This is a genomic window from Flavobacterium sp. PS2 (assembly GCF_046250155.1).
GTDB lineage: Bacteria > Bacteroidota > Bacteroidia > Flavobacteriales > Flavobacteriaceae > Flavobacterium.
On record NZ_CP176426.1, the window covers coordinates 5256780 to 5269043 of the forward strand.

General features: G+C 30.2%; 11 protein-coding genes. 7 read left to right on the top strand and 4 right to left on the bottom strand.

Going from position 1 to position 12264, the window contains the following annotated elements:
- Window positions 1-64: 64 nt before the first annotated feature.
- Both ACJ6WR_RS22560 and ACJ6WR_RS22565 read right to left on the bottom strand, forming a co-directional pair.
- Window positions 65-649 carry a helix-turn-helix domain-containing protein gene (locus ACJ6WR_RS22560; protein ID WP_086894288.1) on the bottom strand — a complete coding sequence of 195 codons (585 nt, stop codon included), beginning with the start codon at window positions 647-649 and terminating at the stop codon, window positions 65-67.
- 138 nt (window positions 650-787) lie between these two features.
- Complete coding sequence (locus ACJ6WR_RS22565) at window positions 788-1384, bottom strand: hypothetical protein (RefSeq protein WP_409416586.1); 597 nt, start codon at window positions 1382-1384, stop codon at window positions 788-790.
- Window positions 1385-1626: 242 nt separating this feature from the next.
- Between ACJ6WR_RS22565 and ACJ6WR_RS22570 the strand changes: the two genes are divergently transcribed.
- Together ACJ6WR_RS22570 and ACJ6WR_RS22575 are read left to right on the top strand one after the other, a co-directional pair.
- Window positions 1627-3003, top strand: a complete 1377-nt coding sequence (locus ACJ6WR_RS22570) for a sensor histidine kinase (protein ID WP_086894289.1) — start codon at window positions 1627-1629, stop codon at window positions 3001-3003.
- A 311-nt stretch (window positions 3004-3314) separates the two neighbouring features.
- Window positions 3315-4058 (top strand): DUF2490 domain-containing protein, encoded by a 744-nt coding sequence (locus tag ACJ6WR_RS22575; protein ID WP_207621518.1) that lies wholly within the window; start codon window positions 3315-3317, stop codon window positions 4056-4058.
- A gap of 64 nt (window positions 4059-4122) precedes the next feature.
- Here ACJ6WR_RS22575 and ACJ6WR_RS22580 read toward each other — a convergent pair whose 3' ends face one another.
- Complete coding sequence (locus ACJ6WR_RS22580) at window positions 4123-4590, bottom strand: hypothetical protein (RefSeq protein ID WP_039119736.1); 468 nt, start codon at window positions 4588-4590, stop codon at window positions 4123-4125.
- Between the two features lie 498 nt (window positions 4591-5088).
- On the opposite strand from ACJ6WR_RS22580, the gene ACJ6WR_RS22585 reads away from it, so the two are divergent.
- The 3 genes from ACJ6WR_RS22585 to ACJ6WR_RS22595 all read left to right on the top strand — a co-directional run bounded on the left by ACJ6WR_RS22585 (window position 5089) and on the right by ACJ6WR_RS22595 (window position 7880).
- On the top strand, window positions 5089-6126 hold the full coding sequence (locus ACJ6WR_RS22585) for an META domain-containing protein (RefSeq protein ID WP_086896378.1): 1038 nt from the start codon (window positions 5089-5091) through the stop codon (window positions 6124-6126).
- Window positions 6127-6416: 290 nt separating this feature from the next.
- On the top strand, window positions 6417-7025 hold the full coding sequence (locus tag ACJ6WR_RS22590; RefSeq protein ID WP_086896379.1) for a hypothetical protein: 609 nt from the start codon (window positions 6417-6419) through the stop codon (window positions 7023-7025).
- 471 nt (window positions 7026-7496) lie between these two features.
- Entirely contained in the window at window positions 7497-7880 is a 384-nt protein-coding gene (locus ACJ6WR_RS22595; RefSeq protein WP_039112096.1) for a GreA/GreB family elongation factor, read from the top strand.
- 70 nt (window positions 7881-7950) lie between these two features.
- Here ACJ6WR_RS22595 and ACJ6WR_RS22600 read toward each other — a convergent pair whose 3' ends face one another.
- A complete protein-coding gene (locus ACJ6WR_RS22600; protein WP_409416587.1) occupies window positions 7951-9435 on the bottom strand; it encodes a PLP-dependent aminotransferase family protein in 1485 nt (494 codons plus the stop codon).
- A 64-nt stretch (window positions 9436-9499) separates the two neighbouring features.
- On the opposite strand from ACJ6WR_RS22600, the gene ACJ6WR_RS22605 reads away from it, so the two are divergent.
- Window positions 9500-11362, top strand: a complete 1863-nt coding sequence (locus ACJ6WR_RS22605) for a TonB-dependent receptor plug domain-containing protein (RefSeq protein WP_409416588.1) — start codon at window positions 9500-9502, stop codon at window positions 11360-11362.
- A gap of 304 nt (window positions 11363-11666) precedes the next feature.
- Window positions 11667-12230 carry a helix-turn-helix domain-containing protein gene (locus tag ACJ6WR_RS22610; RefSeq protein WP_409416589.1) on the top strand — a complete coding sequence of 188 codons (564 nt, stop codon included), beginning with the start codon at window positions 11667-11669 and terminating at the stop codon, window positions 12228-12230.
- Window positions 12231-12264 lie beyond the last annotated feature (34 nt).

Below are 12264 nucleotides of genomic sequence, written 5' to 3' on the forward strand. Positions count from 1 at the left end.
CAAAGCTAGGATTATTTAACTTTGCGAACTTTGCGAAAAACTTTGCGCCCTTTACGGTTAAATTTTAATTATTGCTTTCAGAATAAAAATAAAGCACTAACATAATACAATTTTCCTGAGTTCTGTTTTCGGGAACATGTGGGTGTCTTCCGTTAAAACATAAAGAATCTCCCTCATTAACAATAACTTCTACATCATCAATAATATAGGTAACACTGCCTTTTATAATATATTTAAATTCCCAGGCATCGGTTATAACTTTTTCTCGTTTGCAGTTTGGTTCAACTTCTAATATTACAGCTTCAAAGCCAATAGAATTAATGCTTTTGCTAAAAATATGATAGTAATTAAACCCTTTAGTTTCTGCTCTGTCTTCCTTTTCTATTTTTTGATAATCGGTTTTCTTTATATGGATGTATTTGGCATTTTTAGTGTTCTCGACACCTTCAAAAAAATAACTTACATCGGTATTCAAAGATTGAATCAACTCTATTAAAACTGGTAATGAAGGAATTGTTCTGCCATTTTCAATTCTGGAAACCAAACCATTACTAACTCCGGCTCTATTGGCAACTTCGTTTATAGTTAAGGCATTTTTTTTTCTTATTTCTTTTAATCTTTTTCCAATACCAATTAAAAAATCTTCCATAGTAAGTAACTTCCGTTTAAAACGTAAATATAATATATTTAGTCCTAAACTTTTTACATAGATTCTTTATCAATGAATACTTATAATTAATCTCTTTTTAGACGAAAAGGAGGGAAGCGATTAGAAAAAATGCTGGTTTTATTCTTTAACTAATACAATTGTAGCTTTATAACCTGTACCAACATTCCATTGGCTTGACTCAATTACAGCTCCTTTATTATCATAAACCTGAAACTCGGCTGTATTTGGCGAAGCGAAACCTTCGTTCAAAGCTTCAAAATCAATTTTATTAATTCCTGGTACTAGTTCGATTTTAAATTCCTGAAAATCTCCATTCAAACTCACTTCAGGAACAACTATTTTATCATTTAAATATACTTTTATTTTATCGCCATCTACAAAAGCTGCATCGCGATAACGTATTGTAGATGTAAATGATTTTGTTTTAAAACTTCCTAAAAACTGGTTTCGTCTATAAAATATACCTTCTACATTAGCGTCTTTTTTATATAAATTGCCATCCTTAAAAAGTTCCTCAGGATTAATTTGTAAAGGATCTGGTTTCTCTACAATTACTGGTGGATCAACTTTTGGTTTAATTTCTTTTGGAGGAATAACTTCTTTAATTTTCGAATCTTTTGGAGGAATCGGTTTAAATTTACCATTAAGTTCGTCCTGTGCATATCCCTTTAGAGAAACACAAATTATAATTATTAAAAACAATATCCTTTTCATGACTTTTCTGTATTAAATTAATCTCATTAACTCTTAATTAAAACAAACATTTAATTATAATATTTATTGTATTTATAGAAAACTAATTATCATAAAACTCAGGGAACGATTCTTTGCATTTTAATTTATTATCTATTTACTTTTTTACAAAAAAGACAACGAGTTCACTATAAAATAGCATTCGATTATTACCATAATTTGTATATTTGACAATCAGTTTTTTAAATAAACTAAACCCTACAATGTCCGAACTTTTATTGTTAGATTCTAAAACTGTTTTCCATCTTTACTTTTGGGCAAACTTTTTTATCTGCATTCTTATTTTTAGCTATTCTATTTCGTATGCTACCAGCGAGAACAGGCAAATAATACAAAAATTAGGATATGGAAAATTTTTACTATCAATAGGTTGGATCCTGATTGCTTTAAGGACTATAGTCCCCGATTTTATCTCTATAAATGTAGCCAATACAATCATTTTAGCTTCTTGTTGTTATGAAACGATAGCAATGCTATCGATGCTTAAATCTGAAGAAAAAAAGTCTTATAAGCTTCAAATAGGGATTACTATTGTTACTGCAATAGTTTTTAACATCGCAGTATTATTAGGGAGCACAATCAATACTCGCATTATAATTATGTCTTTGGCGGTATTTGCCATTTATTTACCTCCTACAATTAGTTATTTTACAGAAAAGCGATATACCTTTTTTAGGACTTTCTACGTGCTATGCTATGCAACATTTGAAGTTCTGGTTGTTATGCGAGCAATCAACAATTATCATAATCCACAACAGGATTTTTTCTCCCATAATATTTTTGACTCTTTGTATAATATTAGTTTGTTTTTGCTTACTCTCATTGGTACAGTTGGATTTTTATTATTAGTGAAGGAAAAACAAGATCTTAGAATCCGTAAACTTCTAAAAGATAGGAACCAGTTTTTTTCTATCATAGCACATGACTTAAGAGGGCCATTAGGATCGTCGTTCAGGCTTTCGAAAATATTGACTAAAAACATTGAAGAATATAGTCATGACGAAATTAAGGAAATCATAGAAATGTTACATCAATCGAATAAAAACAGTTACAAACTACTAGAAAATCTCTTAGATTGGTCGCAAGTACAAACAGGAATGATAGAATATAGTCCTGAAAAAATTGCATTAAACACATTAATTAAAGAAAACGTAGAACTAAATAAAAATTTAGCATTAAATAAAAATATCACTCTTTCATTTGAATCTACTGAACTAATTGAAGTCGATGCAGACAAAAACATGATAGATACCATCGTGCGTAACTTACTAAGTAACGCTATTAAATTTACAAAAAAAAGCGGAGAAATTATTGTCAAAATTCAAAAAACTCCTAAAAAGGCCGAAATTTCTATCACAGACAATGGCATTGGAATCCCTGATAACATAAAAGGAAAATTATTTAAGATCAACGAAATTGTCACCCAGAAAGGAACAGAAAATGAAACTGGAAGCGGACTCGGACTTTTACTTTGTAGTGAATTTATAAAAATGCATCAAGGTGAAATCTGGACTGAAAGCGAAGCGGGGAAAGGAAGTACCTTTAAGTTTACTTTGCCATTACTCGAAACCAATAAATAATTAAACGGAAATTTATCTGTTTTTTTAATAAGCAGAAATAAAATTCACTGCTAATTAAATAGAATTAGAAATATATACTATAATTGTTTAATACCCAATTTTATAGATTATTGCTAGGGAAAATAATTCAATCTTCATACCCTTCAAAAATCATACAAATGGATTATTGAAATTGCTTTAACATTTTTTAGCAAAAAATAACTTAGAAAAAATATAATTTTCATAAATAAAATGAGAATTAACAATGCTGGGAACAGAACTATATTATAAATTATATAAATTAGCAATTCCCTTATATAATTTATTAAAAAATGATTTCTAGATTACCTCTCATTAGCTTAATTAGCATAACAATTCTATTCCTAAGTACAACTGTAAACGCACAAACACAAAACACATTTACCGGATGGAGTGCCGTATTTTTTACTTATAAACTTAATGATAAATTCAGTCTTCATTTTGATGGACAAGCAAGATCTACAGATGAACTAAAAAATCTTCAATCTTATATTATACGCCCAGGTTTAAATTATCATATAAAAGATAATATGATTGCTACAGTAGGGTATGCTTATATAGGAAATAACAGAAGCGTTATGGATATTGATGGTTGGATACCTGAGCACAGAATATGGGAACAATTTATTTTCAATCAAAAATTCACACTAGCTAATCGTCCAGTTACTTTGCAACATCGTTTTAGACTAGAACAGCGTTTTATGGGACAAGCAATAATTGAGCAAAACGAGCTTGTAACCGACAGTTATGAATTTGCACAACGTTTACGTTATTTTGCACGTTCTATCTTTCCGCTCTCTAAAACAGACAATTTTACCAAAGGAGCTTTCTTAGCATTACAAAATGAAGTTTTCTTGAATGTACAAAATGCTCCAAACGATAGTTTTTTTGACCAAAACAGAGCCTATCTGGCATTAGGTTGGAGATTAAGCCCAAAATTTGATCTTGAAGCAGGTTACATGAATCAGTATGTTCTTGGCAAAAGCAATAATACTGTAAATAATATAGTGCAAGTAGCAGCCTATGTAAGGTTGTAAAAACACATCATTCTATAAATAAAAAAGGGTTACTCAATTTTTAGAGTAACCCTTTTTTTATGATTTAATGTTTTCCATTACCGTGTCCTTTCCCATTCCCATTATTACCATTACCATTATTCTTATGTTCTTTGTTATTCCCCTTACCTGGTTTTTGACCAATGGTTTTTTGTGGTTTACCTTTATAACCTTTACCATATTTTTCTTTATGAGTTCTATAATTATCATATGGTGAATTTCCTCTGTAATCCGTAAGAACAACTTTATATTCGTTATAAAGATCATAATTTCTATAGTTTCTAGGAAGATATTTTGCTCTTATCCATTTTCCGTTACTAATATAAATGTAATTAGATGCATTTATATCGTAGTACATTTCCAAATCTGGCAAATAATAATAGCGTACATCTGTATATCCTACAGGTCCCCATGCTGGTGGAGTACCAATATTAACATTAACTGATACTTGAGCAGATGAAAAACTAATCGTAAGAAATGCTATTCCTATAAATAAATGTTTCAATATTTTCATGATTTCAAATTTTATTAGATTAATAATAGATATGTAAAAACAAAAATCGAACCTAAAATTGTTTTTTGAGAATATTTATTAAAATAAAATAATGAATATCTCTTGTCAATGTGATTAAATTTATAAAATATTCTGTTGCAAAATTATATTATAAAGGCATTTTTTGCTCCAGTCTAGCTCTTCGCTATGGGTTTAAAATATCCTAAAAAAATATTATTCTATAAAATCTTCTTTTATAATCAATATATTTTTTCTAGTTGGCAGAAAAAAAAATAAAAAAATCGTTAGCACAAATCTATTTATTTAATAAATTTATAAGTGTCTACAAAACAAAATATTGCCTATAACAGATAGACAACTTAGCCATCATTTTAATTTCCATAAAATCTTAAAAATATTTTAAAATCTTAAAAATATTTCAAAATGGCACAGTTAATGCAAAAGAGCCAAAACATAGAATAATCAATACTTATTGAAGTATTACAAAATTTAAAAAGAATGAAAAATTTAAAATGCATGTTTGTTTTGATGATGGTAACACTAGTTTCATCATTTACTTATGGACAAGAGACCCTAAAAATGTTTGTAAAAGAGAATAAAGTACCTTGTCAAGGTGTAGGTCCTATGGAGTGCTTACAAGTAAGATATGACAATGAAAAAGACTATCAACTTTTTTATAATGGCATTGAAGGTTTTAATTTTGAAAAAGGAAATAAATATGAGATTACTGTAATCAGAACAAAACGTGAAGGAATTGTTCCTGCGGACGCATCTATTTATACGTACAAACTAAAAAGTATTATCTCTAAAACACCTGTAACAGCTGCCAAAACTGCTAAAGGTATTTATGATACTAAAATGACATTAACTCGCTTAAATGGTAAAACAATATCTACAGGAAATGTGTATTTGACAATCGACTCAGCTACAGGGACAATTAGCGGAAAAAGCGGATGTAACAGATTTAGTGCAAAATACACTAAACTTGCTTCAAAAAATCAAATTCAAATTGGTTCATCAATAGGAACTTTAATGGCTTGTGATGAAGCGAGCATGAAATTAGAGCAAGAGTTTACTAAAGCTATACAAGATCAAAAGTTTAAAATTGTACAGAAAAAAAATAAAGTGCAGTTTAAAAACTCTAAAAACAAAATCATTATGGAATTTACTATTCCTACACAAAATGATGTTTGGAGTTTTATTGCTAAAAACAATTGGAAATTAATCATGCTTGAAAATGTAGGGCAGGATTACGGAAGAGCTTCAATTAAATTTGATCCAACTACTAAAAAAGTGAGCGGAAATTCTGGATGTAACAACTTCTTCGGAACATATACACTTAAAGGTAACGATCAAATTCAGTTTGGTAATTTAGGATCTACCAGAATGGCATGTCTTGACGAAAAGACATCTAAAATTGAACAAAAAGTACTTTCTCTTTTAGATAATAAAGAGCTACGTTTTGATGTGGCAGAGCAAACTTTAAATTTTTATCTTGGTGATAAATTGATAATGATGTTCGGAACTACAAAGTAAATCTTATAGTATATATAACAACAAAAGCCTGACAATGTTCAGGCTTTTGTTGTTTATACAAGTTGATGACACTCTGTTTATAGCAACTAGTTTTTTATCTTATATAATAAATTTATACTAAAAGACAATGATAAATTACATCGAAAATCATTTTTTAGACTAATACATTTGTAACTATTAAAATTAAATTTCTTTTTATAATGCAACTTAGTTGCATTATAGGCAAACGTTTTTATATTTGCAAAAAAGAAAATTACTTAAGAGAACATATAAATTAGAACTGAATTAAAATGAAAAAATCGATTATTATCTTAGGGTTACTATTTTTTACACTTATTGCAAAAGCACAAGAAAATGAAAAACACGAATTTCGCGTAGGTTATAGTGATGCAACATTCCTTATTATGGGAACAGGGATTTCGAATGCTTTTGGTGATGCAATTATTTCTGGCATCAACGGAGCCAAAATCGATAATGCAGAAGATAGCACACTTGGAATGTTTGAAATAGGATATCGCAATCGTATTACTGAAAGATTAAAAATAGGGGTCGATGTAAGTTATCTTAGAACCGATAAATCGTTTGAAACAAAACTTCCAAATTCTGGTGGGATAGAGCACAATAAGCGTAGAGCGCAATATTTTTTGGTACTACCCACTATAGAATTCAGTTATGTTCGTACATCTTTTATAAATTTCTACGGTTCGGCTGCAGCTGGAATTATCATGATGCAAACCAAAGAAATTGATAATACCAATGCTTATACAGATAATGCAACTGCATTTGGTTTTCAGGTAAATCCGGTTGGTTTAAGAGTAGGGAAGAAGTTAGGAGCATTTGCGGAGCTAGGTTTTGGATACAAAGGAATAATAGTGGCAGGAATAAGCTATAAACTTTAGTTTTAAGAGATTCAAGTCAACTTTAAGTTAACACTAACTTTTTATAGGTAAGTATTTGCAATACAAAAACCTATATAACTGACCTTGAGACTCCTCATTTTATTTGACATTATTAAAGTTCTATTTTTGAAATTTTTTTCTTTCAAAAAAAATAGCTATCTTTGCAGAGTTAAAAGCAAATATAGTAATGACTACTTCAAATTTTTATTTAAAAAATAATCGCTTGATGCGCCTTATGGGCACGTTACTATATCTGCATGATGATACTTTCTTAAAAAGTTCTAAAGAGTTTATTAATTAAGCCCTGTCAAAACTCTAGACAGGGACCCTTTTATTAAGGCAACTCATTTATTTAATCTTCAATTTTTATTTAGGATTCTGATATCATTGAATTCAAACACACCAAGAGCCACAAAAAGTTCAATGATGAGTTATATATCATACCTATGAGAATGGAGCAAACAGAAAGTTATGTCAGCAAATCAAAACATCATTTTAACAACAGGAATATACGATTTAATTAAGGATCACGTAAGAAGAAAAAAAGTAACAATAGAAGAAGAAAAATTATTACTTTTTGAACTTAAAAAGGCAACACAGGTACTAAGAAGAGATTTACCAGAAGATATTGTTTCAGTAAATAGAAAAGTAACCTATAAAGATCATGCAACAAACGAAGAAAAAACAGTTGTGTTTGTAGGTCCTGAGAAAACAAAAGTAAGCAAAAACAAAATTTCAATTCTTTCTGATGAAGGTATTGCAATGGTAGGATACAAAGTAGGTAATCTAGTAGAATGGCCTGCTAAAAAAGGGGATTTGAAATTAGAAATCCTAAAAGTAGAAGAAGTAGCTTAAAACCCTTTTTCAATCAAAAAAATATCCCAAAAGAAGCCTTTCTTTATGGGATATTTTTTTTGACTAATATTTAAATAATCTCTTCGAGAGATTTACTTAAAATAGCAACCGCCTTTTCCATTTCAGCTTCATCTAAATGTCCGAATCCTAACCGTGTAGCAGTTAGATTTTTTGTTTGATACAAAATTGTTTTCGGCAAGAACAATCCATTTATAATACATTGTTTTTGCAAGTTTATTAAATTAAAATTATCAAGCCATTCTACCCAAATAGCCAAACCTCGAAGAGGAATTTGAAATTTGATTTTTCCATCTAATTTTTCCTTTAATAACGAAACAAAATAATCTCTACGCTCTTTATAGATTTTTTTATTTTTTTTTGAAAGACGATGAACTTCACCTTCCATAATCCATTCGGTTAAAACCTGTTCCTTAATAACATCAATTTCAGGTTCCAGAATGTTTTGATGTTTTTCTAGTTCCTTGATAAATTCTGATGGAGCAGCAATAAATCCATAACCAAAGCCTGCTGGCAAAGATCTCCCAAACGATCCAATATAAACTACTCTTTCATTAGAATCTAAAGCAGCCAAAGGCAATACAGGATTGTTATCATAATGGAAATCAAAATCATAATCATCCTCTAGAATCACAAACCCATATTTATTAGCCAATTCCAGCACTTCCATTCTTCTTTTGGCACTAAGAGAAGTTGTTGTAGGATAATGATAATTAGACGTAAGATATAATAGTCTGATACTCTGTTTTTCGCAAATCTGCCTTAGATGTCCCGTATCGATTCCGTCTTTATCAACAGGTATTGTAATAATTTGCCCACCACTATCAGATAATGTCATATTCGACATATAATACCCCGGAGAAGCAACAACAACTTTATCACCAGGACTAATCAGTAATTTTGTAACCAGATATAAACTGATTTCATGGCTAGTAGTTGTGAGTAAATTTGATGTTGAAATACGTATACCACGAGTCAGATTTAAAAAATTAGAGAACTGAGTCTTAAAATTCAAATGAGATTGTGTCTGAATTTGTTCCCACGTTTTAGTATTTTTTTTTCTTTTTAATTTAGATACATATAACCTCGCCAGAACATCTGTTTGTACCAATCGTAAATCGGGTAAACCATCATTAAATTGATAGGGCAAAGTGCTGGTTTCTTTCGGGTTTTCAAGAATTGTAGAACGCTTAAAAGTAAAAGGTTCACTTATTTTTGAAGCATTTTCAGTTTCAATCGGAGCAAATTCGGCTTTGTTTTTCTGTTTTTTTTCAGATAAGATAAACGTTCCTTTATTTGGTAAAATTTCAATCCAACCTTGTAATTCTAAATCCTGAAAAGCTTTAATAAGTGTATTTCTATTAACCTCCAATAATTTACATAATATACGAGTTCCAGGAAGTTTTGTGCCCTCAGGAAGTAATCCGATTTGTATCGCTTTTATAAATTCAAAAACTATTTGCAAATATATAGCAGTTGACTCTTCAGGCTTAAGCTGAATAAAACTTTTGAAAGGAATTTGAACCGGACTATCCATTTTTATAAAACTGGTACACATTAGTAGTACGGCAAGATACTACTTTTGCAAAAAATTAAAACAAATGACAAAGATTTATTTTGCTATATTAACCTTTATGAGTGTTGGTTTATACGCTCAAGTACAAATAGATACTATTAAAATTGACGAAGTAATAATTCACGAAAATAGATTTAGCACTCCAATTTCTAAAAAAAACAGAAATGTATATATAATTGATAAAGTTGCAATTGAAAAATTACCAGGAAAATCTATTCAGGAAATTTTGCAATATGCTAATGGTGTTGATTTAAGACAAAGAGGACCTTTTGGGAGCCAAGCCGATGTAAGTATAGATGGAGGAAGTTTTGAGCAAACAGTTGTTCTTATAAATGGGACAAAAATTATTGACTCACAAACGGCACACAATATGCTTAATTTGCCAATTCCTGTTGAATTAATCGAAAGAATCGAAATAATTCGTGGGCCAGCTGCTCTTACTTATGGTGTTAACAGCTTAACTGGAGCTATAAACATTATTACCAAAAAACCAACCAAATCAGGTTTTTTAGTAAATACTTATGCTGGGTCTAATTTTGAAAAAGATACGCAAGATACAGGAGATACATTTTATGGTACCGGAATTCAGGTAGGAGGAGTTTTAAGCAAAGAGAAACAACAACATTCGCTTTTTGCTTCACATGATAAAAGCAACGGTTATCGATACAATACAGCTTTCGAAAATAATAAAATATTTTATCAGGGTAATTTTCAGATTAACGACAACAATGAAATTTTAAGTTCATTCGGTTATATTAACAATGGCTTTGGCGCTAATGGATTTTATGCTGCTCCTGGTGACAGAAACTCAAGTGAAGTTGTGCAAACTACTTTTGCATCTGTACAATCTAAACATAATCTATCTGAAAAATGGACATTGATGCCTCGAGTAAGCTACAGATATAATTATGATGATTATCGTTACTACGGAATTTCTAATCTAAAAGCGGGGAGAAGCCAGCATTATACCAACTCTATAGCTGCAGAAATTAACACAACCTATAAGATGGAAAGGGGAGAACTGGGTTTTGGTGCAGAAGTACGAAATGAAGACATTAGCTCATCCAACATTGGGGATCATGATAGAGAAAATTTTGGAATTTATCTACAATACAGAACTACTTTTATTGAAAAATTAGATGTGAATTTTGGTACTTATCTTAATTATAATTCAGATTATAAATGGCAAGCTTATCCAGGAATTGATGCTAGTTATGCCATAACAGATGCATTTAAGATAATTGGAAATATCGGAACAAGTCAGCGTATACCTTCATTTACAGATTTATACCTTAACCAACGTCCCGGGAATATTGGAAATCCTGATTTGTTAACCGAAAATGCTTTTCAGAGCGAAATAGGATTCAAATACACGAAGCAAAATTTTAGTTTTAATGCCAATTATTTTTACAGAAAGATTAGCAATTTTATAGATTGGACAAGAAATGTAACCACTCAGCCTTGGCAAAGTAATAATTACGGAAATTTAAATACAAATGGTTTTAATTTACGTACCAATTATAGCGTTAACTTTTCTAATGATTCCAGGTTAAATATCAATCTGGCGTATTCTTATTTAGATTTTAAATTTCAAGATGTCATCGATGATCTTTATTCTAAATATCTGGTTTCTTCTTTAGAGCACCAAATAACTAATACAATCGATTTTCAGCATAAAAATTTTACGGCACTATTTGCTACCCGTTTTAATAAAAGAATAACAGGGCCATCATACTGGATTAACGACTTTAGAGTAAGTCAATCTATAAAAAAAGTAACTATTTATGTTGATGCACAAAATATCTTCAACACTACTTATTACGAGGTTGGAGCAGTTCCGCTTCCGTCAAGATGGTTTAGTTTAGGAGTGAAATTTGTGACTTTCTAAACATCATAAACTAAATATTTTTACTGCAAAGGGCGCCAAGTATTACGCAAAGAACGCAAAGCTTAACGTGATACTTGGTGGCCTTTGCGGTAAATTTTTTAGAATCAAACCATGTGTTTTTACCTCAAACAACACAAAGCAATCACAAAGAACACAACCTTTGCGTTCTTTGCGTAAATCTTTGCGAACTCTGCGGTTAAATTTTAAGCCCAAACTTTAAACTTAACATCCTTTGTGGTTAATTGAATTTTAATAGTAGATTTGTCGATACTATATTTAATAAAAAATCTGATCTAACAAGGATATGAGTACATTATTCGTTAAAAACATGGTCTGTAACCGTTGTATTATGGTAGTTCAAAATGAACTCGAAAAACTCGGTTTAGACTTTACAAATATTAAGCTTGGAGAGGTTAGCCTGACAAAAGAACTAAGCTCCGACGAAAGAAATTCGATAGAAGAAGCATTAGTTCCTTTAGGTTTTGAGGTAATTGATGATAAAAAAAGTAGAATTATCGAAAAGATAAAAAACATTATCATCGACCTGGTGCATCATCAAGATAATGACACCAAAAACAATTTATCTGATATCTTGAGCGAAAAAATCAATCATGACTATAATTATCTTTCTAATCTATTTTCGGAGGTAGAAGGCACTACGATAGAAAAATATTTCATCGCTCAAAAAGTCGAAAAAATAAAAGAACTTTTGGTTTATGATGAGTTATCGCTGAGCGAAATAGCTTTACGTTTAAATTATTCTAGTGTTGCGTACCTAAGTAATCAATTTAAAAAGGTAACTGGGTTAACGCCAAGTCATTTTAAACAAATTAGGGAAGAAAAAAGAAAACCATTGGATAAGGTTTAAGTAAATATTACAAATCAAACCCATAATTACACAA

What these genes read in the sequence shown, in the direction of transcription:
- ACJ6WR_RS22560 (WP_086894288.1), bottom strand. Translation starts at nt 649, where the DNA reads ATGGAAGATTTTTTAATTGGTATTGGAAAAAGATTAAAAGAAATAAGA.
- ACJ6WR_RS22565 (WP_409416586.1), bottom strand. Translation starts at nt 1,384, where the DNA reads ATGAAAAGGATATTGTTTTTAATAATTATAATTTGTGTTTCTCTAAAG.
- ACJ6WR_RS22570 (WP_086894289.1), top strand. Translation starts at nt 1,627, where the DNA reads ATGTCCGAACTTTTATTGTTAGATTCTAAAACTGTTTTCCATCTTTAC.
- ACJ6WR_RS22575 (WP_207621518.1), top strand. Translation starts at nt 3,315, where the DNA reads ATGATTTCTAGATTACCTCTCATTAGCTTAATTAGCATAACAATTCTA.
- ACJ6WR_RS22580 (WP_039119736.1), bottom strand. Translation starts at nt 4,590, where the DNA reads ATGAAAATATTGAAACATTTATTTATAGGAATAGCATTTCTTACGATT.
- ACJ6WR_RS22585 (WP_086896378.1), top strand. Translation starts at nt 5,089, where the DNA reads ATGAAAAATTTAAAATGCATGTTTGTTTTGATGATGGTAACACTAGTT.
- ACJ6WR_RS22590 (WP_086896379.1), top strand. Translation starts at nt 6,417, where the DNA reads ATGAAAAAATCGATTATTATCTTAGGGTTACTATTTTTTACACTTATT.
- ACJ6WR_RS22595 (WP_039112096.1), top strand. Translation starts at nt 7,497, where the DNA reads ATGTCAGCAAATCAAAACATCATTTTAACAACAGGAATATACGATTTA.
- ACJ6WR_RS22600 (WP_409416587.1), bottom strand. Translation starts at nt 9,435, where the DNA reads ATGGATAGTCCGGTTCAAATTCCTTTCAAAAGTTTTATTCAGCTTAAG.
- ACJ6WR_RS22605 (WP_409416588.1), top strand. Translation starts at nt 9,500, where the DNA reads ATGACAAAGATTTATTTTGCTATATTAACCTTTATGAGTGTTGGTTTA.
- ACJ6WR_RS22610 (WP_409416589.1), top strand. Translation starts at nt 11,667, where the DNA reads ATGAGTACATTATTCGTTAAAAACATGGTCTGTAACCGTTGTATTATG.